General features: G+C 67.2%; 17 protein-coding genes. 10 read left to right on the top strand and 7 right to left on the bottom strand.

The window, feature by feature from the left end:
* The first annotated feature begins 69 nt into the window (after positions 1-69).
* The 4 genes from ACVENA_RS03470 to ACVENA_RS03455 all read left to right on the top strand — a co-directional run bounded on the left by ACVENA_RS03470 (position 70) and on the right by ACVENA_RS03455 (position 5,759).
* Positions 70-573 (top strand): RNA polymerase sigma factor, encoded by a 504-nt coding sequence (locus ACVENA_RS03470; protein WP_449327661.1) that lies wholly within the window; start codon positions 70-72, stop codon positions 571-573.
* On the top strand, positions 570-1,592 hold the full coding sequence (locus ACVENA_RS03465; RefSeq protein ID WP_257548169.1) for a FecR family protein: 1,023 nt from the start codon (positions 570-572) through the stop codon (positions 1,590-1,592). The genes ACVENA_RS03470 and ACVENA_RS03465 overlap by 4 nt, the downstream gene beginning before the upstream one ends.
* A gap of 93 nt (positions 1,593-1,685) precedes the next feature.
* Positions 1,686-4,862: a TonB-dependent receptor domain-containing protein gene (locus tag ACVENA_RS03460; protein ID WP_449327660.1), complete on the top strand. Its 3,177-nt coding sequence runs from the start codon at positions 1,686-1,688 to the stop codon at positions 4,860-4,862.
* Positions 4,863-4,937: 75 nt separating this feature from the next.
* Positions 4,938-5,759, top strand: coding sequence for an acid phosphatase (locus ACVENA_RS03455; RefSeq protein ID WP_449327659.1), 822 nt, complete (start codon positions 4,938-4,940; stop codon positions 5,757-5,759).
* A 25-nt stretch (positions 5,760-5,784) separates the two neighbouring features.
* Here ACVENA_RS03455 and ACVENA_RS03450 read toward each other — a convergent pair whose 3' ends face one another.
* The 4 genes from ACVENA_RS03450 to ACVENA_RS03435 form a co-directional block, all read right to left on the bottom strand.
* Positions 5,785-6,195: a low affinity iron permease family protein gene (locus ACVENA_RS03450; RefSeq protein WP_449327658.1), complete on the bottom strand. Its 411-nt coding sequence runs from the start codon at positions 6,193-6,195 to the stop codon at positions 5,785-5,787.
* A gap of 62 nt (positions 6,196-6,257) precedes the next feature.
* Positions 6,258-7,349, bottom strand: a complete 1,092-nt coding sequence (gene pip, locus ACVENA_RS03445; RefSeq protein WP_449327657.1) for a prolyl aminopeptidase — start codon at positions 7,347-7,349, stop codon at positions 6,258-6,260.
* 12 nt (positions 7,350-7,361) lie between these two features.
* Complete coding sequence (gene hutC, locus ACVENA_RS03440) at positions 7,362-8,066, bottom strand: histidine utilization repressor (RefSeq protein WP_449327656.1); 705 nt, start codon at positions 8,064-8,066, stop codon at positions 7,362-7,364.
* The gene (locus ACVENA_RS03435) at positions 8,063-9,418 is read right to left on the bottom strand and encodes a formimidoylglutamate deiminase (RefSeq protein ID WP_449327655.1); all 1,356 of its coding nucleotides are present in this window, start codon (positions 9,416-9,418) and stop codon (positions 8,063-8,065) included. The genes hutC and ACVENA_RS03435 overlap by 4 nt, the downstream gene beginning before the upstream one ends.
* A gap of 84 nt (positions 9,419-9,502) precedes the next feature.
* Between ACVENA_RS03435 and hutI the strand changes: the two genes are divergently transcribed.
* The 5 genes from hutI to ACVENA_RS03410 all read left to right on the top strand — a co-directional run bounded on the left by hutI (position 9,503) and on the right by ACVENA_RS03410 (position 15,379).
* The gene (gene hutI / locus ACVENA_RS03430) at positions 9,503-10,711 is read left to right on the top strand and encodes an imidazolonepropionase (RefSeq protein WP_449327654.1); all 1,209 of its coding nucleotides are present in this window, start codon (positions 9,503-9,505) and stop codon (positions 10,709-10,711) included.
* Positions 10,705-12,228 carry a histidine ammonia-lyase gene (hutH, locus tag ACVENA_RS03425; RefSeq protein WP_449327653.1) on the top strand — a complete coding sequence of 508 codons (1,524 nt, stop codon included), beginning with the start codon at positions 10,705-10,707 and terminating at the stop codon, positions 12,226-12,228. Before hutI ends, hutH begins: the two co-directional genes overlap by 7 nt.
* On the top strand, positions 12,228-13,025 hold the full coding sequence (gene hutG / locus ACVENA_RS03420) for an N-formylglutamate deformylase (protein ID WP_449327652.1): 798 nt from the start codon (positions 12,228-12,230) through the stop codon (positions 13,023-13,025). Before hutH ends, hutG begins: the two co-directional genes overlap by 1 nt.
* A 123-nt stretch (positions 13,026-13,148) precedes the next feature.
* Positions 13,149-14,816 (top strand): urocanate hydratase, encoded by a 1,668-nt coding sequence (gene hutU, locus ACVENA_RS03415; protein ID WP_449327651.1) that lies wholly within the window; start codon positions 13,149-13,151, stop codon positions 14,814-14,816.
* Positions 14,813-15,379 carry a HutD/Ves family protein gene (locus ACVENA_RS03410; RefSeq protein ID WP_449327650.1) on the top strand — a complete coding sequence of 189 codons (567 nt, stop codon included), beginning with the start codon at positions 14,813-14,815 and terminating at the stop codon, positions 15,377-15,379. Before hutU ends, ACVENA_RS03410 begins: the two co-directional genes overlap by 4 nt.
* On the opposite strand, the gene ACVENA_RS03405 is transcribed toward ACVENA_RS03410, so the two are convergent.
* Both ACVENA_RS03405 and ACVENA_RS03400 read right to left on the bottom strand, forming a co-directional pair.
* Positions 15,364-16,998: a sulfatase-like hydrolase/transferase gene (locus ACVENA_RS03405; protein WP_449327649.1), complete on the bottom strand. Its 1,635-nt coding sequence runs from the start codon at positions 16,996-16,998 to the stop codon at positions 15,364-15,366. The two genes, ACVENA_RS03410 and ACVENA_RS03405, sit on opposite strands and share 16 nt — an antisense overlap.
* Positions 16,995-17,660 (bottom strand): hypothetical protein, encoded by a 666-nt coding sequence (locus ACVENA_RS03400; protein ID WP_449327648.1) that lies wholly within the window; start codon positions 17,658-17,660, stop codon positions 16,995-16,997. Before ACVENA_RS03400 ends, ACVENA_RS03405 begins: the two co-directional genes overlap by 4 nt.
* Positions 17,661-17,788: 128 nt before the next feature.
* On the opposite strand from ACVENA_RS03400, the gene ACVENA_RS03395 reads away from it, so the two are divergent.
* Positions 17,789-18,382 carry a TetR/AcrR family transcriptional regulator gene (locus ACVENA_RS03395; RefSeq protein ID WP_257548148.1) on the top strand — a complete coding sequence of 198 codons (594 nt, stop codon included), beginning with the start codon at positions 17,789-17,791 and terminating at the stop codon, positions 18,380-18,382.
* Here the strand turns inward: ACVENA_RS03395 and ACVENA_RS03390 are convergent.
* Complete coding sequence (locus tag ACVENA_RS03390; RefSeq protein WP_257548146.1) at positions 18,379-20,148, bottom strand: arylsulfatase; 1,770 nt, start codon at positions 20,146-20,148, stop codon at positions 18,379-18,381. The genes ACVENA_RS03395 and ACVENA_RS03390 overlap by 4 nt on opposite strands.
* Positions 20,149-20,194: the final 46 nt, after the last annotated feature.

Raw genomic sequence — 20,194 nt, 5'->3', positions numbered from 1 at the left:
GTGTCCCTTCGGCGCCCCCATGCGTCTATGGGCTTATGCCCATAGTGTATCCAACGCCGCCGACCGCCCATGCAGCCCGCTAGAGACAAGCTGGATCTCGGCCGCCGCTGGCGCCCCGCGCTGCTGTCCTATTTCCTGCGGCGCGTCGGCGATCATGCCGAGGCCGAGGATCTGACGCAGGAATTGCTGGCGAAGCTGCTGGGGCATGGCGACGGCGATTTCACCTCACCCGAAGCCTATATTTTCCAGATGGCATCGAACCTGCTGGCCGACCGCGCCCGACGGATGAAGGTTCGGTCGCGATATCGCGACATGGTCGGGCGCAGCGAAGAGATGGGAATCGATCCCATCGATCCGTTTCGCATCGCCGCGGGGCGCGCCGAACTTTCGACCCTGTCGCGCACGCTCGCCGCGCTGCCCGAGCGCACGCAGACGATCTTCATCCTCTATCGCCTCGAAAATCTGGGTCAGGACAAGATCGCCGAGGTGTTCGGCATATCGGTCAGCGCGGTCAAGAAGCATGTCGCGCGCGCCATGGCCGGGCTGATGAAGGATATGAGGAAAGCGCCATGAACGACGCGGCAAACCTCCGACCCGACGAGGATGCGGCCATGGAAGCGGCCGCGCTCTGGTGCATCCGCCTTGCCGAGGACGATCTGGCCCCGGCCGAATGGGATGAATTCGAGGCCTGGCTCGCTCTGCCGGGCCATGCCGACCTGTTGCAGGATGCGGCGCGCGTCTGGCGGGAATCGGGCGCGATCGGCGATTGGCCCGAGATCATCGCGCTGCGCAGCAAGGCGCTGTCGCAATTCCGCCAGCAGAGCCAGAAGCGTTGGCTGTCCGGCACGCCGGGACCGTTGCGCCGGGGCGCCGCCTGGGCGGCCATGCTGTTGCTCGCGGTGGCGACGGCCGGCATGTGGTATGTCACCCGGCCCGACGCGATCGAAACGGGCGTCGGCGAACGGCGGGTCGCGCTGCTCGACGATGGTTCGCATGTCTCGCTCGACGCGACGACGAGCATGACCGTGCGGATGAAGGACGAAGCGCGGCAGATCGAACTGGTCGAGGGCCGCGCAAAGTTCGACGTGGCGAAGGATCCGCTGCGCCCCTTCACCGTCGCCGCGGGGGACAAGCTGATCGTCGCGGTCGGCACCTCGTTCAGCGTCGAGCTGGTCGACGGCGAGGTGCGCGTGATCCTCTATGAAGGTCAGGTCGAGGTGCGCGACCGCGCCGATACCACGCGCTCGGCGGTGCCCGCGCGGCGACGGCTGATGATGACGGCGGGCAGCGAACTGGTCGACACGGTCGGATCGGCCGCGCCGCCGCAGGTCAGCCGCCCCGATCTGTCGCAAACGCTGAGCTGGGAACTGGGCCTGATCAGCTTCGACGACGAGCCGCTGGCGGGAGCGGTCGAGCGCATGAACCGCTATTCGGCGCGGCGCATCCGGCTCGCCGATCCGACGCTCGGCGCGATTCGGGTCGACGGCATGTTCCGCGCCGGCGACGTCGATGCCTTCGTCGAGGGCGTGACCGCGCTTCATCCGGTGCGGCAGCGCATCGTCGGCGACGAGGTGGTGCTGGAGTCGCGATAAAATCATGAGGGCAGATGTCCCTTTGCCGTGATCATGCGTCTTTCTGTTCGATCGCCCGGGATCGATCGGGCGCGACAGGGGGGAATGAAGCCAATGTTCAGCCATGCACTTAAAAGCTCGATCGCGGCCGCCGCGCTTGCCGCCGCGATGTCGTCGGTTCCGGCCATCGCGCAGGAGCGCACCTATGACTTCGCGCTTCCGGCGCAGGATCTGCAGACGAGCCTGAAAGCGTTCGCCCGCGTCTCGGGGCAGCAGATCAGCTTCGACGGCAGCGCCGTCCGCGGCAAGCGCGCGCCCGCGCTCAAGGGCAGCTTCACCGTCCGCGACGGGGTCGCACGGCTACTCGCGGGTTCGGGGCTCGAGGCGAGCCGGGGGCGTTCGGGCATCCTCGTCATCCGCCCGGCCGCGAAGATCGCCGACGCCTCGGGCGCCGCCTATTTCGAAGCGCAGGCTGCCGAAGCGCCCGCCGACGACATCATCGTCACCGGCAGCCGCATCGCGCGGCAGGTCGTCACCGACTCGCCGGTGCCGATCGTCGCGATCAACGAAGAGGATATCCAGTCCTCGGGCGCGACCGAATTGTCGGAGATCCTCGCCGATTATCCCGGCGTGACGCCGGGAACCAACCTCGCCAATTCGAACAGCCAGATCAACGCCGCGGGCATTTCGTCGATCGACCTGCGCAGCCTGGGGAGTGACCGCACGCTGACGCTGATCGATGGCCGCCGTACCGTGTCGAACCGCATCACCGCGAACACCGTCAGCCTGAGCTCGATCCCCACCCTGTTCGTCGAACGAGTCGAGGTGATCACCGGCGGCGCATCGGCGGTCTATGGCTCCGACGCGATCGCGGGGGTCGTCAACATCATCACCCGCGACAAGTTCGACGGCGTGCGCCTGGGCGGCCGCGCCGGCATTTCGAGCCGCGGCGACAGCCAGCGGCTCAACCTCGACCTGCTCGTCGGCCAGAAGCTGTTCGACGACCGCGTGTCGCTGGTCGCCGGCGCCAGCTATGAGAAGGAAGCGGGTGTCATGGGCAGCCAGCGCGCCCGCACGCTCGAATCCTTGTCCTACAGCCAGAGCGCCGACGGCAATCCCGACAACCAGGGCGACCTCGGCATCAACCGGCCCGCGCGGAGCAGCAGCACGCCCGGCGGGCGCTTTCTGTCGAGCTCGACCGCGGGCGGCGGCTATTTCGTCTATGACGCGGACGGCAATCTCTATCGCGCCACCTCAAGTGCGGTTTACGGATGGGAGACGCGTCCCGATCTTCAGTTCAGCGCGCCGCGCACCTCCTATCTCGCCGCGGCCAAGCTGACCGCCGACCTCGGCAGCGGTATCGAGGCCTTTGCGCAGGTCCAATATTCGAAGATCAAGACGCGCGCCGCGCGCGGCGGCGCCGAGACCGCTGCCTATGACGACGAATTCGGCGATCCGAACGACCTCGACGAGGTCGGCCGCATCCCGCGGAACAACCCCTTCGTTCCCGACGAAATCCGCGCGCTCGCTTCGTCGTCGGGCGTCCAATGGTCGCGCCGCTTCACCGAACTCGGCGATTATCAAATCCTCAACGATCGCCAGACGTGGCGCGGCTGGGCCGGGCTACGCGGCAAGATCGGCGACAATTGGAACTGGGAATTGAGCTACGGCTACGGCCGTTTCCACCAGCAGCAGGACCGGATCAACGTCCTCAATTTCCAGAATCTGCAATATGCGCTGAACGCCGAATATGATCCCGCCGCGCCCGGCGACCTCAGCCGCGTGCGCTGCGTCGACGCCGATGCGCGCGCCGCGGGCTGCAAACCGATCAACATCTTCGGCCCCGGATCGATCACCAAGGAGGCCGCCGATTATGTCCGCGCCGACCTGATCCTCGACGGGCTGATGCGCCAGGACGTGGTCCAGGGCTATATGAGCGGGGCGCTGTTCGAGCTTCCGGCCGGGCCGCTGTCGGTCGCCTTCGGCGGCGAATATCGCCGCGACTGGCAGCGCTCGACCACCGACCCGGTGACGCGGCAGGGCTTCGGCTCGGCGTCGTTCATCGCCGAATATGAAGGCAACATCAAAGCCAAGGAGGCCTTCGTCGAGGTCAATATCCCGGTGCTGCGCGACCAGCCCTTCTTCCACCGCCTGTCGCTCGACGCCGCTGCCCGCTATGGCGATTATAATATCCGCAACGTCGGATCGGTGTTCAGCTATCGCTTCGGCGGCGAGTGGGCGCCGGTCGCCGATATCCGCTTCCGCGGCCAATATGCCCGCGCCCAGCGCGCGCCGACGGTCACCAACCTTTATTCACCCCTGCGCGACGACGCCGATTCGGTCGTCGACTTGTGCAGCGGGGTGACCGCCGCGACGGCCGGAACGGTCGCCGACAATTGCCGGTCGATCCCCGGCATCGCCGCCGAAATCGCGGCGAACGGCGTCTTCCTGCAGGACTCGACCGGCATCAAAGGCCCGTCGTCGGGCAATCCCGACCTCAAGGAAGAGACCGCCGACACGCTGTCGCTTGGCGCGGTGGTGACGCCGACCTTCCTTCGCGGGCTGTCGCTCACCGTCGATTATTTCAAGATCAAGGTGCGCGATGCGATCGCGTCGCTCGACGCCGACCAGCTGCTGCGCGAATGCCTCGGCAATCCCGACGGGCTCACCGACAATTTCTTCTGCAACGAAATCACGCGCAATGGCGAAGGCCAGATCACCCAGATCATCAACCGCGACCTCAACCTCAACAAGATCGTGCGCTCGGGGATCGACGTCGGGCTCGACTATCGCTTCGACGCCCCCCAATGGCTGTCGTCGACGGGCAAGTTCGACGTCCGGCTGCTCTATTCGCGCCTGCTCGATTTCTACACCGTCTTCGACGGCGTGAACGGCGTGTCGACCACCGATTCGAAGGGCGAGATCGGGGCGTGGGTGAACACCGGCCAGGCGCAGTTCGGCTATCGCGACGGCGGCCTCCGCCTGCGCTGGAAGATCCGCTACACCGGCAAGGCGGTCGACAGCAACCAGCGGCTCGCGGTTGCCGAGGCGGCCGGGTCGAACCCGCCCTTCCTGCACGTCGGCGACCGGGTGCGGCACGATTTCTACGCCAGCCTGGAGGTGCCGTCGGCGGGGCGCGACTTCCGCATCTATACCGGCGTCAACAATGCGTTCGACAGCAAGAGTCCCTTCCTGCCGACCGGCACGGTTTCGGGAAGCTCGCAGAATATCACCGGCGACTATGACGAGATCGGCCGCTATTTCTATGTCGGGTTCGAGGCGAAATTCTGATCCGCCGCGCGTGTTCCCGCCGCCGCGCTCCCGGCGGCGGGGCCCGTCCCATATTTTGACACTGGAGGTTAGCCGATGATCCGCCGCGCCCTGCTCGCCAGCCTTGCCGCCCTGTCGCTGATGGTTCCCACCGCCGCATCGGCGCAGTCGCTCGAAGGCGTGAAACGCCCCGAGGGAGAAGCGAAACCCGAAGGCTATCTGGCAAAAGGCAGCGTCGATTATCGCCTACTCGTCGGCCCGCCACCCGCGCCGGATTCGCTGCTCGACCAGATCGACATGAACATCTCGCAGCGCTTTCAGGCCGCGGTCGCGCCTGATCGTTGGGAAACCGCACAGCTCGACAGCAAGATGGTCTATCCGCGCTTCGCCGACGCCTTCGGACGGCCGATCGACCGCGCGCACAGCCCGCGGCTGATCCAGCTTCTCAACCGCGTCATGCGCGACGCCGCCGACCCGGTGTGGACCGCCAAGGAGATTTTCCAGCGCCCACGTCCCTATCAGCGCTATCAGCTCAACCGTCGCTGCGGCAGCAGCCCGATCCCCGCGCCGGACAAGGAGCCGCGCGGCGGGTCCTCCTATCCGTCGGGGCACACGGTCTATGGCTGGGCGACCGCGCTGCTGCTCGCCGAGGTCGCGCCGGACCGCGCGCCACAGATTCTCGAGCGCGGGCGCGACTATGCGCTGAGCCGCGTCATCTGCGGCTATCATTTCCCGACCGACACCGACGCCGCGCGCGCAGTCGCCGCGGCAGTGCTGACCCGGCTGCGCGAGGTGCCGGCTTTCCGCGACGACCTGCTCGCGGCCCAGGCCGAATATGATGCGGCTTCAGCAGCTCCAGCCGAACCGGCGCCGCCGGAAGCGCGTCCCGCACAACCTGTCGAGCCGCAGGGCGAGTGACAACCGGCGGCCGAGCGATCCGTCGCTAAAGCCGCTTGAGCAGCCGTTCGACCGTGGTGCCGAGGGCGTCGCCATTGCCCTCCTTGCCGGTGACGTCGGCTTCGAGCGCGTCGCGGATTTTCTCGATCTCGGCGTCGGTCAGATGCTCGATGCCGACGAATTCGTTACGCGCCTTTTCGAGCACGCGCAAAATCTCGTCGAGCTTGGCCTGCATCGCCGCACCGTCGCGGTTCTGGCTGTTCTGGATCAGGAAGACCGCGAGAAAGGTCATCACCGTCGTCGCAGTGTTCACGATGAGTTGCCAGGTGTCCGAATATTGCAGCAGCGGCCCACTTGCGGCCCAGACGACGATGAACCCGGCCGCCACGATGAAAGTCGCGGGCTGACCCATGATATGCGCGGCGCGCGAGGCGATCCGCGTGAACAGATGCTGCATAGCTCTCCCTCTCCTGTCCGACAAACCGGAAAGGGAAACGCGCAGGGTGGTGAATCGCTCCGTCAGGCGCCGAGGCGCGGCAGCCCGTCCATGATCGCGGTGAGCGCCAGCGCATTCTCGCGCTCCATCGCGCTGTGCCCGGCGTTGGTGATCATATAGGTGGCGGGCTCGGCCCCCGCGCCGCGCAGCGCATCGACCAGCCGCGAGGCCTGCGTCAGCGGGCAGACCTGATCGAAGCGGCCGTGGACGATATGCACCGGGATCGACGCGAGCGTCGCGGCGTTGCCGAGCAGATGGCCGGGGGCGATGAACAGGTTATTCGCGAAATAATGCGCCTCGATCTGCGCGAAACAGAGCGCGAAATCGGCGTCGCCGAACTTGCCCGTCGATGCGGTCTCGGGAATCATGTTCGAGATCACCCCTTCCCACAGCGACCAGGTGAGGGCGGCGTGGAGTTGTCTCTCGCGCTCCTGTTCGGTCGCGGGCACCATGTCGAAGATCGCCTTGTACGACGCCATGACGTCGGCGCGCTCGGCGACGGTCAGCACCGACAGCAGTTCGCCCCATTCGTCGGGATAGGCGATATAGGCGCCGGGCGCGGTCAGCGCATGGGGCGCCTCGTGCCACGTCGCGGCATTGCCCTGATAGAGATAGAGCAAGTCCTCCGCCGCACCCAGGAAGATGCCGCGCAGGATCAGGCTGGCGCAATGCTGCGGGAAAGCGATGGCATAGGCCATGGCGAGCGTGCTGCCCCAGCTACCGCCGAAGACGTGCATCCGGCCGCCGATGCCGAGCGCGCCGCGCAGTTTCTCGATGTCGGCGATCAGGTCGGCGGTGGTGTTGTGGGCGAGCGCCGCCGCCGGACCCGCCGCGGCGACATTGGGCTCGCTCTTGCCGCAACCGCGCTGGTCGAACAGGATGACGCGATAACGCGCGGGGTCGAAGAAGCGCGCCATCTCGGGCGAGCAGGCGCCGCCGGGCCCGCCGTGGAGGACCATGACGGGTTCGCCGTCCGCCGGGCCATATTCCTCCCAATAGAGGCGATGCCCAGCCTCCGCATCGACATCGAGCCAGCCTTGCTTGCGCGCCTCGGCCGGCGGATAGGCCCAGCCGTCGCCGATCTTGCTGCTGGTTTCGAGGCGCGAGAAATCCATGGCTCTTATCCTTCAGGGGCGAAAATGGGCGACGAGGGCATAGCGGTCGCCGGGATAGACCTGCCGCGCATAGGTGATGCGCTCCGCGCCGCGCCACGTCCAGCGTTCGAGCGCCATGCACGCCGCGCCCGCCGAAATGCCGAGCGCGACCAGTTCCTTCGCACCCGCATTGAAGGCGGTGATGCGATGTTCGGCCTCGGTCCAGGGGACGTGCGCGAGGAGCCATGAGCCGGGCGGCTCGGCGGCGAAATCGATCTCGGCCGCCTCGGGCACCGCCGACAGGTTGATCAGGCGGCGTTCGAGCGCATAGGCGCGGCCGCCGGCGTGGTGGCGGCACTCGAGCGCGAGCACCTCGCCGCCGTCGATCTGGAGCAGGCGCTTGTCTTCCTCGCTCGCGGCGCGGACCTCGCGGCGGTCGAGGTCAAGGCGATAGGCCTCGCCCTGCGCGGCGATCTCGTCACGGATGTCAGGGATTTCGAGCGCGGCGCGATGGATGCGCGGGTGCGAAACGAAAGTGCCTGCGCGCCGCCGGCTTTCGAGCAGCCCCGCCTCGATCAGCATGCGTAGCGCCCGGTTCACCGTCATCCGCGAGCAGCCGTAACTTTCCATCAGTTGATGTTCATAAGGAATGCGCGTTCCCGGGCCCCACTCGCCCGACATGATCCGCGCTTCGATATCGCGGCGGATTTGCGCGTGGATGGCGCTGCTTTGCTTCATCCCAGCAGCTTCGCCATCGCGGCGCGATAGCGCGCATCGATTGCATCGCGCGCGACGTGGCGCCCGCCCTCGACCTGTTTGACACCGCCGCGCCACACGCAATCGACGCGGCGCGCGCCGCCGCCGAAGATCCAGCTATCGAGGATGGCGTCGCCGGTGCGCCCGGCGAAAGCGGGGTCGTCGGCTTTCAGGCTGACGATGTCGGCGGCGGCGCCCACCGCGAGACCCGCCGAGGGCCGTCCGAGCGCCTGCCCGCCGCCCGCGAGTGCACCGCGATAGAGGCTCGCCCCGGTCGACTGCCCCGCCCCGTCCGCAAGCAGGTTGCGGCCGCGATGCGCGAGCCGCTGGCCATATTCGAGCAGGCGTAGTTCGGCGGCGGCGTCGATCTCGACATTCGAATCCGACCCGACCCCGAAGCGCCCGCCCTCGGCGAAGAAGGCACGCCCGGGGAAGAGGCCGTCGCCGAGGTTCGCCTCGGTGATCGGGCAGAGTCCCGCGACCGCGCCGCTGCGCACGATCGCGGCGCGCTCGGCATCGGTGATGTGCGTCGCATGGACGAGGCACCAGTCGGGGCCGACATCGGCGTGATCCATCAGCCATTCGACCGGCCGCGCGCCGCTCCACGCGAGGCAGGCTTCGACCTCGGGCAGCTGCTCGGCGATATGGATATGGACCGGCGCGTCCGGCGCCAGCGCAGTCACCGCCGCCAGCTCGTCGGCAGTCGCCGCGCGCAGGCTGTGCGGCGCGACGCCGACGACCGAGTCGTCGAGACCCGCGACCGCATCGCGCGCCGCTTCGAGCAGCCGCGCATAGCGGTCGACGTCGTTGATGAAGCGCCGCTGGCCCTCCGTCGGCGCGGCGCCGCCGAACCCCGAATGGGCATAGAAGACCGGGAGCAGGGTCAACGCAATGCCGGTCTCGCCCGCCGCCGCCGCGACCGCCTGCGCCATCGCCGCGATGTCGTCATAGGGTTGCCCGTCAACGTCATGATGAAGATAATGAAATTCGCCGACGCGCGCGAAACCGCTTTCGAGCATTTCGGCATAGGCAAGCGCGGCGATCGCCTGCATTCCCTCAGGATCGAGGCGGTCGACGAAGCGATACATGACCTCGCGCCATGTCCAGAAACTGTCGTCGCCGCGTCCCGCGCTTTCGGCGAGTCCCGCCATGCCGCGCTGAAAGGCGTGGCTGTGCAGATTGGGCATCGCGGGCAGAAAAATGGCGTGCCGTTCATCGCCGGAGCCCGCTTCAACGCCGATTTCGACAGCAGAAATTCGCCCCTTTTCAAGGGTCAGGCGCACATTGTTACGCCAGCCTTCCGGAAGCCATGCCTGCTCGCACCAAAGCGCCATCGATCATCCCATCTGGACATCTTTATCCGTCTGCCATTAATGTATATACATAATTGAGTCGGCCAGCAAGCAGGAGAGGGCCCGATGCATAGCGACCGCCTGTGGACCAACGCCCGCCTAGCCACGATGCAGGACGGGCTTCCCGGCCTGGGCATCATCGAGAATGGCGCGGTCGGCATGGCGGCAGGTGCGATCACCTATGTCGGGTCGATGGTCGATGCACCGTCGGCGGCCGAAACGATCGACTGCGAAGGCCGCTGGATCACCCCGGGGCTGATCGATCCGCACACCCATCTGGTCTTTGCCGGCGACCGCATCGCCGAGTTCGAACTGCGCCAGAAAGGCGCCTCCTATGAGGAGATCGCGCGCGCCGGCGGCGGCATCGTGTCGACCGTCCACGCGACCCGCGCCGCAAGCGAGGCCGATCTGGTCGCGAGCGCCCTCCCCCGCCTCGACGCGCTGATCGCCGAGGGGGTGACGACAGTCGAGATCAAGTCGGGCTATGGCCTGTCGGCCGCCGACGAAGCGAAGATGCTGCGCGCCGCCCGCGTGCTCGGCAAGGTCCGGCCGGTGACGGTGCGCACGACCTTCCTCGGCGCGCACGCCCTGCCCCCCGAATATGCGGGCGACGCCGACCGCTATATCGACCTCGTCTGCGAGACGATGATGCCCGAAATCGCGGCGGCGGGGCTCGCCGATGCGGTCGACGCCTTTTGCGAAAATATCGGCTTCACCCCCGCGCAGACCGGGCGCGTGTTCGCCGCCGCCGCGCAGCACGGCCTGCCGGTCAAGCTGCACGCCGAGCAATTGTCGAACCAGCATGGCGCGGCGCTCGCGGCGCGGCATCGAGCGCTGTCGGCCGACCATCTCGAATATCTCGACGGCGACGGCATCGCCGCGATGGCCGAAGCCGGGACCGTCGCAATGCTGCTCCCCGGCGCTTATTATTTCCTGCGCGAAACCAAACAGCCGCCCGTCGCGGGTTTGCGCGCCGCAGGCGTACCGATCGCGCTCGCGACCGACTGCAATCCCGGCACTTCGCCGCTGACCTCGATCCTGCTGACGATGAACATGGCGGCGGTGCAGTTCGGGATGACCGTCGACGAATGTCTGCTCGGCGTGACGCGCCATGCCGCGAAAGCGCTCGGGATGCAGGCCGACGCCGGGACATTGGAGGTCGGCAAGCATTGCGACCTCGCGATCTGGGACATCGAGCGGCCCGCCGATCTGGTCGGCCGCATCGGCTTCAATCCGCTGCACCGACGAATCTGGATGGGACAAGGAACATGGTGACGATCACCCCGGGCGCGATGACGCTCGCCGACTGGAACGCGATTTATGAGGGCGCGAGCGCGGCACTCGATGCGGGCGCATGGGAAGCGATCGACCGGAGCGCCGCCGCGGTCGCGCGGATCGTCGCGAAGGGCGCCCCCGTCTACGGCATCAACACCGGCTTCGGAAAGCTCGCGAGCGTGCGGATCGCCGACGACGAACTGTCGACGCTCCAGCGCAATATCGTGCTCAGCCATGCCGCGGGCACCGGCGCGCCGTCGCCGACGCCGATCGTCCGACTGATGATGGCGCTGAAACTCGCGAGCTTCGGCATGGGTGCGTCGGGGGTGCAGCGCGCAACGGTCGCGATGCTCGAGGCGATGCTCGCCAAGGGGCTGACACCGGTCGTGCCGTCGCAGGGATCGGTCGGCGCGAGCGGCGACCTCGCGCCGCTGTCGCATATGGCCGCGGCGATGATCGGCGTCGGTCAGATCGACGTTGGCGGCAAGATGCTGCCCGCCGCCGAGGCGCTCGCGCAGACGGGACTCGCGCCGCTCGATCTCGGCCCCAAGGAAGGGCTCGCGCTGCTCAACGGCACGCAATTCTCGACCGCCAATGCGCTCGCCGGGCTGTTCCGCGCCGAAACCCTGTTCCGCTCGGCGCTGATCACCGGGGCGCTGTCGACCGAGGCCGCCAAAGGCTCCGACGCGCCGTTCGACGCGCGCATCCATGCGCTGCGCGGCCATGCCGGGCAGCGCGAGGTCGGCGACGCGCTGCGCTGTCTGATGGCGGGATCGGCGATCCGTGCCTCGCACGCCGTCGACGACCCGCGCGTGCAGGACCCTTACTGCCTGCGCTGCCAACCGCAGGTGATGGGCGCCGCGCTCGACCTCTTGCGGCAGGCGGGAACGACGCTGGGCATCGAGGCGAACGGCGTCTCCGACAATCCGCTGATCTTCGCGGATACCGACGAAGCGCTGTCGGGCGGCAATTTCCACGCCGAGCCCGTCGCCTTCGCCGCCGACATGATCGGACTAGCGCTCTGTGAAATCGGCTCGATCGCCGAGCGCCGCATTGCGATGCTCGTCGATCCGGCGCTGTCGGGGCTCCCCGCTTTCCTCACTCCGCGTCCGGGCCTCAATTCAGGCTTCATGATCCCGCAGGTCACCGCCGCCGCGCTGGTCAGCGAGAACAAGCAGCGCGCCTATCCCGCCAGCGTAGACTCGATACCGACCAGCGCCAATCAGGAGGATCATGTCTCGATGGCCGCACACGGCGCGCGCCGCCTGCTCGACATGGCCGACAACGCGAGCGCGGTGATCGGGATCGAGTTGCTCGCGGCGTGCCAGGGGATCGACTTCCACGCGCCGCTGACATCGAGCGACATGTTGGAAGCCGCGCACAAGCATCTTCGTGCCGCCGTGCCGACGCTCGAAGACGACCGGCATTTCCACCCCGACATGGAGGCGGCGACCGCGCTGATCCGCTCGGGCAGCCTCGTCGCGGCAGTACCCGCCAGCCTGCCGGGGGTCGGCTGATGGACTGGCTGCGCGTCCATCGCGGCGATGCGCCGCTCGTGATCGCCTTTCCGCACGGCGGCACCGGCCTCGCGGGGCTCGACGAGCAGTTCGTCTCGCCGTGGCACGCGCAGATCGACACCGACTGGTGGATTGCCGAGCTTTACGCCTTCGCCGCCGACCTCGGCGCAACGACGGTCACGACCGACATTTCGCGCAGCGTCATCGACATGAACCGCGATCCCTCGGGCGCGTCGCTCTATCCGGGGCAGGCGACGACCGAGCTTTGTCCGACCACGACCTTCGACGGCGCCCCGCTCTATCGTTTCGGCGAACCCGACGAGGCGGAGATCACGCGGCGGCTGCATCTCTATCATCGCCCCTATCACGAGGCGCTGGCGGCCGAACTCGACCGGCTGCGGACGCGGCACGGCAAGGTCGTGCTCTATGACGCGCATTCGATCCGCAGCCACGTCCCGCGCCTGTTCGACGGCGCATTGCCGCAGTTCAACATCGGCACCAACGGCGGCGCCACCTGCGCGCCCGAACTCGAGGGCCTTGTCGCGGGCATCTGTGCCGCGAGCGGCGAAAGCCATGTCGTCAACGGCCGCTTCAAAGGCGGCTGGACGACGCGCCACTATGGCCGCCCCGACGACAGCGTCCATGCAATCCAGATGGAACTCGCGCAGCGCGGCTATATGGCCGAGCCGGCCGGGATCACCCACGCCAACTGGCCCTCCCCCCTCGACCCCGCTCCCACGATCCTGCCCGTATTGGAGCAGGTGATCGCCGCGACCCTCGACTTTGCGAAAGGATGACCCGCCCGAATAAATAGGGACTGTCCCTATTAAATTGCCGACACCCTCCGAACCCCGCCCACAAGCCGCCGAATAAATGGGGACTGTCCCTATTTATGGGAGCGCCCTTCCGAAAGGATCGTCATGACCCGTCTCGACAACAGCCGCGTGATCCGCCCCGCGACCGGCCCCGAAATCAGCGCGAAAAGCTGGCTCACCGAAGCGCCGATGCGGATGCTGATGAACAATCTCCACCCCGACGTCGCCGAGCGGCCCGAGGAGCTCGTCGTCTATGGCGGCATCGGCCGCGCCGCGCGCGACTGGGAAAGCTATGACCGGATCGTCGAGACGCTCAAGCGGCTTAATGACGACGAGACGCTGCTGATCCAGTCGGGCAAGCCGGTCGGCGTCTTCCGCACCCATGCGGATGCGCCGCGCGTGCTGCTCGCCAACTCCAACCTCGTCCCCGAATGGGCGAATTGGGAGCATTTCCACGAGCTCGATAAGAAGGGCCTGATGATGTACGGCCAGATGACGGCCGGAAGCTGGATCTATATCGGCAGCCAGGGCATCGTTCAGGGCACCTACGAAACCTTCGTCGAAATGGGCCGCCAGCATTATGGCGGCGACCTGTCGGGCCGCTGGCTGCTGACTGCCGGGCTCGGCGGCATGGGCGGCGCGCAGCCGCTCGCCAGCGTGATGGCGGGCGCGTCGTGCCTCGCGATCGAATGCCAGCCGAGCCGCATCGAAATGCGCCTGCGCACCGGCTATCTCGACAAGGCGGCGAGCAGCATCGACGAGGCGATGGCGCTGATCGAGGAAAGCTGCGCCGCAAAGACGCCGATCTCGGTCGGCCTGCTCGGCAATGCCGCCGAAATATTGCCCGAGATGGTGCGCCGCGGCATCCGCCCCGACCTGCTCACCGACCAGACTTCGGCGCACGATCCGGTCAACGGCTATCTCCCCGCGGGCTGGACGCTCGACGAGTGGTTCGCGAAGCGCGAGAGTGACCCGGCGGCGGTCGCCAAGGCCGCCAAGGCATCGATGGCGGTGCATGTGCAGGCGATGCTCGACCTGCAGGCGGCAGGCGTGCCGACGACCGATTACGGCAACAATATCCGCCAGATGGCGAAGGACGAAGGCGTCGAGAATGCCTTCGACTTCCCCGGCTTCGTCCCTGCCTATGTCCGCCCGCTCTTCTGCCGCGGTATCGGGCCGTTTCGCTGGGCGGCACTGTCGGGCGATCCCGAGGACATCTATCGGACCGACGCCAAGGTGAAGGAGCTGCTGCCCGACAATGCGCACCTTCACCACTGGCTCGACATGGCGCGCGAGAAGATTCATTTTCAGGGCCTGCCCGCGCGCATCTGCTGGGTCGGTCTCGGCGACCGCCACCGGCTCGGCCTCGCCTTCAACGAAATGGTCGCGTCGGGCGAGCTCAAGGCGCCCGTCGTGATCGGCCGCGACCATCTGGACTCGGGCTCGGTCGCCTCGCCGAACCGCGAGACCGAGGCGATGCGCGACGGGTCGGACGCAGTCAGCGACTGGCCCTTGCTCAACGCCCTTCTTAATACCGCGAGCGGCGCGACATGGGTGTCGCTGCACCACGGCGGTGGGGTCGGCATGGGCTATTCGCAGCACAGCGGCATGGTGATCGTCGCCGACGGCACCCCCGAGGCGGCGAAGCGGCTCGAACGCGTGCTGTGGAACGACCCCGGCACCGGGGTGATGCGTCACGCCGACGCGGGCTATGACATCGCGCTCGACTGCGCGCGCGAGAAGGGACTCGACCTGCCCGGCATATTGGGTTGAGCGGCGTCCGGCTCCTCCGCGCACGGGATCGGGTCACGCGGCCGTGGAAGAATGGCGGCGGCGTCACGCGCGACGTCGCCGTCTTTCCCGAGGGGGCGGACGACGGGAGCTTTCTGTGGCGCGCCAGCGTCGCGACGATTGCCGCGGCGGGGCCTTTTTCGCGGTTTCCGGAGATCGACCGCGCGTTGATACTGCTGGATGGCGAATTGGTCATCAAGATCGGCGATGTAGCGCATCGCTTGCGCCCCGGCTCCGCCGCGCTGCACTTTACCGGTGAAGAGATGGTGAGCGCGGCGCCAGTTGGCGAGGCCTGCACCGTCCTGAACGTCATGGCACAGCGCGAGGCCTTTTCGGCCAAGCTCGATCGATGGCAGGGCGCACGACCGACCTCGGCGGACTATCTGCTGCTGCTTGCCACCGGCACCGTCGGGGTCGCGGCCGACGGGCGCCGGTTCGACCTCTCGGCGCACGACGCGCTGCTGATCGACGCACCTGCCGACATTTCCCTTTCGCTCGACGGACCCGTTATCGCCGCCGAACTGTTTCGTCAGTTCGTCCAGTAGATATAATCCTGCCCGTCCTTCCACGGCGTGTTCAGCGGCACGTCGATGCGGATCGGCCCCTCGATCAGGCCAGGCCAGATCGGTTTCGCCATGTCCTTGTTCTGCGCCGCGATCATCGCGCGAAGCTCTGCCACGCGCTGCGGCTGCTGCGCCGCCAAATCGTGCCGTTCGGTCGGATCACTCGCAAGGTCGTAGAGCCGCGCCTTTTCGGGCCGCTTGGTCACCTGCAATTTCCAGTCGCCCATCCGCACCGCGCGATAATCGCCCGAGCGCCAGTACATCGCGGTCCGCTTCGCGGGGCCGGCGAGGATATTCTCGCTGTCCATGACGCGGTCGGTCGGCAGCTTCGCGCCCGCGGCGGCGGCGATCGTCGCGAAGATGTCGAGATGGCCGGTCAGGTCGGCGCGCGCCGATCCGGGCGCGATATGCCCCGGCCAGCGCATGAACAGCGGGGTGCGGATGCCGCCCTCGAAGAAGGTCGCCTTCCACCCGCGATAGGGCGCGTTGAGATCGGCGATGCCATTATACCAGGCGCCGCCATTGTCGCTGGTGAAGATGACGAGCGTATTGTCGTCGATCCCGGCACGCTTCAATTCGGCCATCACGTCGCCGATCCGCCGATCGAGCTGCGCGATCATCGCGCCATAGACGCGCGTCTTGTGGTCCTTGATCTGCGGCAGTTTCGCATAATCCTCGCGCGTCGCCTGAAGCGGTGTGTGCGGCGCGTTGAAGGCGAGATACAGGAAGAAGGGCCGGTTCCGGTTCGCGTCGATCGCCTTGATCGCCTCGTCGGCGAAATAGTCGGTCATATGCCCCTTGACGTGAAAACGCTTGCTGCCGTTGAAGGTCACCGCCGGGCGCAGATTGGCCCAGATGAAGCGGTCGATCGGATCCCAGGGCAGTTTCGCGTTGACCCCATCGGGATCGTCATCGTCCAGATATTTGGCGCCGCCCGCAAGCACCGCGAGGCTTTCGTCGAAGCCCTGCGCCTGCGGCTGCAGCTTCGGCGCCTCGCCGAGATGCCATTTGCCGATGTGCAGCGTGTGATAGCCCGCCGCCTTCACCGCCTCGGCGATCGTCACTTCGCTCGCGGGCACGCCCATGTCGGGATAATCGGGGATGTCGTCGGTGATCAGTTCCTTGTGGAAGATCGGCTTCAGCGGCCCGATGCCGCTGCCGTGGGTCAGATTCTCCGCGAACGCCACCGGCACCGCGGTATATTCGAAGCCGAAGCGGGTCGGATAGCGCCCCGTCATCATCGCCGCGCGCGAGGGCGAGCAGGTCGCATTGGCGGCATAGGCGGTGGTGAAGTTCAGCCCCTGATGCGCGAGCGCGTTGATGTTTGGGGTCTGGACGATGCCGCCCGCGACGCCGCCGCCGTTGAGGCTGATGTCGTTCCAGCCCATGTCGTCGGCGACGATCAGGATGATGTTCGGCGGCCGCTTGCCTTCCAGTGCGCTCGACGGCCCCGGCTGCCAGGCGACCGGGCGGTTGGGCTGCACCGGGTCGCGCCAGTCCTGAAGCAGGCCGGGAAGCCGGTATTTATTCGCCTGAAAGCCCCAATAGCCGCCCGCACCAAGCAGCGCGAGGACGCCGAGCGCCACCCATCTCTTCTTCATGCCGTCCCCCCTGCGAATGTCAGTATCATGATGTGAGCGAGCGCCGCCGCGAGCGCGAGCGTCAGCCCGACCGTGGCGCGCGGGCTCGCGTAAAAGGCGATCTGGCGCTGCGTCGGAAAGGAGAAAGTCGCCTCGATCCCCAGTGTCTTGTTGAGATGCGCGGCGCGGAAACGCGGGTCCGCCGCCATGCGGACGAGGTCGCGGCGGCTGCGATAGCGCATCGTCCCGACGAGCGACCAGCCGGGGTCCGCAGGCGTGTTCCACGCATCAATATAGCCGCCGACCTTGCGTCCGACGAACACGGGATGGCCGCCGCGCGCGATCAGTCCGCGCACGAAAGGCTCCGAATAGCGGCGCAACCATTCGTGCCCCGCGCGCGTCTCGCCACTCGCCGGATCGGTGACCGGGCCGGGGCGCGTGCGGACGAGATTGACCATCACGAATTCGCGGCCGTCGTCGGCCTCCAGAAAAGCGCGCAGCCGACCGGCGTCATTTCCCGTCTCGACCAAGCGCGGGCCGAGCGTCGCCAGAAAATCGTCGACTTCTTCCCGGCGCAAGGGCCGGCGAATCCCGTCGTAGAAAAGGAGGAAACCGAGCCAGAGCAGCAGCGCACCGCCCCATATCGCCCCCAGCATCGTCGCCTGCCCGCCCATCGTCCCCACCCACCGGCCTGTTGCCAATAATATTATGGCACTATATGTGTCACTATATGCGAAGGGGCGCAAGATGGTTCGACACGGCCATTGACGCGCGTCGCAAGCTGCGCCAGCGCAGAAGCATGGAGGGGAAAGTGACAGCCGAGCCGGCCGAAGAAGGCACGCGGATCGACGGGCGGCGCGAACGCGGCCGGTCGAGCCACAAGCGCATCGTCGCGGCGATGATGGACCTGATCGAGGGCGGCGACCTGATGCCGAGCGCGGCGCGCGTCGCCGAGGAGGCGGGCGTCGGCCTGCGCACCGTGTTCCGCCATTTCGACGACATGGACTCGCTCTATCGCGAGATTTCGCGGATCGTCGCCGACCGCATCTGGCCGGTGATCACCGCGCCCTATGCCGACCCCGACTGGCGCGCCAATGTCCGCGACCTCACCCGCCGCCGCGCGCGGGTTTTCGAGACGATGCTGCCCTTCCGCCTCGCTGCCAACATCAAGCGTTATCAGTCGCCTTTCCTGATGGGCCAATATGCGCAGGTCGTGACGATGGAACGCGACCTCGTGCTGCGGCTGCTTCCGGCCGAAGCAAGCGGCAATCGCTATCGGGTCGAAGCCTTATGCGCGGCGCTTTCGTTCCAGAACTGGCGCGCGATCCGGCAGGATCAAGGCCTGTCGGTCGAGGACGCCTCCGGCGTTGTCGCATATATGGTCGAAGCGCTGATCGAGGATTAGGCTCCGGATAAACGACGGCGACGGCGCTGACGCCAGGCCCAGATCAGCGCCACCAATCCGATCAAGACCCCGCCGAGCACCAGTCCCGCCTGGATCGCGCGCTTCTTTCCCTGCTGCCGCCATGCATAGAGATTGATCTGCTCATCGGCGGTATAGCCCGCGGGCATTTCGAGCACGCCATTGTCCTTGGCGAAGGCCGCATAGTCGGCGCGCATCGCCGCGAAACGGTCGGGCATCGCGGTCGCCAGATCCTTCGTTTCGCCCGGATCGCTCTGGATATCGTAGAGCCGCCACTGGCCGTCGCCGGTCGGCGGAAGGTTGCGGACGAGCTTGTAATCGCCCCGGAACAGGGCGGCGTTGCCCGACAGTTCATAGCCGATCGGCGCGTCGCCATGGACGCTGCCCACGCCGCCCGCGAGCATGGGGACGAGGCTGCGTCCGGCGAGCCGTTCGACCGGGCGGCCGTTCCATGTGCCGTCCTGCCCCGCCACCCCCGCAAGGTCGAGCAGCGTCGGCAATATGTCGGTGACATGCGCAAGGCCGCCGTTGATCGCGCCCGCGCGGACCTGCGAATGGCCGGGCCAGGCGATGATCAACGGCGCGCGCAGCCCGCCTTCGGTCGCGCTGAACTTATAGCCCGACAGCGGCGACGAGGCGGCGCTCGCCCAGCCCGGTCCGATCGCGCTGAAGCTGCCGCGGCGGCCGATGTTCGCAGTCGAGGTGTCATATTCCATCCCGAGGAACAGCCGGTTGCGCAGGCGATTGTAGGGATCGGTCGGCTCCGCCCCATTATCCGACAGGAAGACGAAGATCGTATTGTCGTAATCGCCGGTTGCCTTGAGATGCGCGACGAGCCGCCCGACCTCGCGGTCCATCGCGGTCGCCATCGCGCCATAGGCCTGCATCACGCGGATTGCCGCCGCGCGCTCTTCGGCATCGAGCTTCGCCCAGTCGGGGGTCGTCTTCATCGTCACCAGCGCCGTGCTCGCGGGCATGATGCCGAGCGCGACCGCGCGCCTCGCCCGCGCTTCGCGCAAGGCGGTCCAGCCTTCGCGATACATCGCCGAATAGCGCGCGATGTCGCTGTCGGGCGCCTGCACCGGGATATGGTTGGCGAGGAAATTGACCGACGCGAGGAAGGGCTTCCCGCTTGCGCGGTCGGCCTCGATATAGTCGATCATTTTCTGGACGACGAATCGCGACGAATAATAATCCTTCGGCAGCGTCGCAGGCTTGCCGTTCTCGGTCCAGGCGGCGGTGTCGTACATGCCCTCGATCGGCCGCTGCTCGAAATTGTCGGCGCCGGCGTCGGCGAGGCTGAACGCGCGGTCGTAGCCGCGCGCGCCCGGAAGCCGCTTCGCATCGCTGCCGAGATGCCATTTGCCGGTCAGATAGGTGCGATAGCCCGCCGCCTTCAAAAGCTCTGCGATCGTCACGACGCGCAGGTTCATCACCGTGTCGTAGCCGGGCTTGCCGCGATGCGCGTCGGGGATCGTCTCGGGCATGTTGCCGAGCCCGGCGCGGTGGTTCATCACCCCGCTCTGCAGCATCGCGCGCGTCGGCGAGCAGGAGCCCGCGACGTGGAAGTTGGAAAAGCGCATCCCCGCCGCCGCGAGCGCATCGATGTTCGGGGTCGCGATCTCGCTGCCGAACGAACCGACATCGCTGAACCCCCAGTCGTCGGCGAGCAGAAGCACGATATTGGGATGGTGCGGCGGCGCCGAACTGGCCGAGGCCATAGCCGGCGCCGCCGCAAGCAGGGTCATCGAGGCGACAAGGGCGCTTCGCCCCCGGGCAATGCAGCCGGCCCCC

It is taken from the genome of Sphingopyxis sp. 550A, assembly GCF_053569535.1.
Note: the sequence above shows the minus strand (reverse complement) of the source record. Positions and strands in the feature narration are given on the sequence as shown.

Excerpts from the sequence above, each read along its gene's own strand:
- ACVENA_RS03470 (WP_449327661.1), top strand. The coding sequence starts at position 70 with ATGCAGCCCGCTAGAGACAAGCTGGATCTCGGCCGCCGCTGGCGCCCC.
- ACVENA_RS03465 (WP_257548169.1), top strand. The coding sequence starts at position 570 with ATGAACGACGCGGCAAACCTCCGACCCGACGAGGATGCGGCCATGGAA.
- ACVENA_RS03460 (WP_449327660.1), top strand. The coding sequence starts at position 1,686 with ATGTTCAGCCATGCACTTAAAAGCTCGATCGCGGCCGCCGCGCTTGCC.
- ACVENA_RS03455 (WP_449327659.1), top strand. The coding sequence starts at position 4,938 with ATGATCCGCCGCGCCCTGCTCGCCAGCCTTGCCGCCCTGTCGCTGATG.
- ACVENA_RS03450 (WP_449327658.1), bottom strand. The coding sequence starts at position 6,195 with ATGCAGCATCTGTTCACGCGGATCGCCTCGCGCGCCGCGCATATCATG.
- pip (WP_449327657.1), bottom strand. The coding sequence starts at position 7,349 with ATGGATTTCTCGCGCCTCGAAACCAGCAGCAAGATCGGCGACGGCTGG.
- hutC (WP_449327656.1), bottom strand. The coding sequence starts at position 8,066 with ATGAAGCAAAGCAGCGCCATCCACGCGCAAATCCGCCGCGATATCGAA.
- ACVENA_RS03435 (WP_449327655.1), bottom strand. The coding sequence starts at position 9,418 with ATGGCGCTTTGGTGCGAGCAGGCATGGCTTCCGGAAGGCTGGCGTAAC.
- hutI (WP_449327654.1), top strand. The coding sequence starts at position 9,503 with ATGCATAGCGACCGCCTGTGGACCAACGCCCGCCTAGCCACGATGCAG.
- hutH (WP_449327653.1), top strand. The coding sequence starts at position 10,705 with ATGGTGACGATCACCCCGGGCGCGATGACGCTCGCCGACTGGAACGCG.
- hutG (WP_449327652.1), top strand. The coding sequence starts at position 12,228 with ATGGACTGGCTGCGCGTCCATCGCGGCGATGCGCCGCTCGTGATCGCC.
- hutU (WP_449327651.1), top strand. The coding sequence starts at position 13,149 with ATGACCCGTCTCGACAACAGCCGCGTGATCCGCCCCGCGACCGGCCCC.
- ACVENA_RS03405 (WP_449327649.1), bottom strand. The coding sequence starts at position 16,998 with ATGAAGAAGAGATGGGTGGCGCTCGGCGTCCTCGCGCTGCTTGGTGCG.
- ACVENA_RS03390 (WP_257548146.1), bottom strand. The coding sequence starts at position 20,148 with ATGACCCTGCTTGCGGCGGCGCCGGCTATGGCCTCGGCCAGTTCGGCG.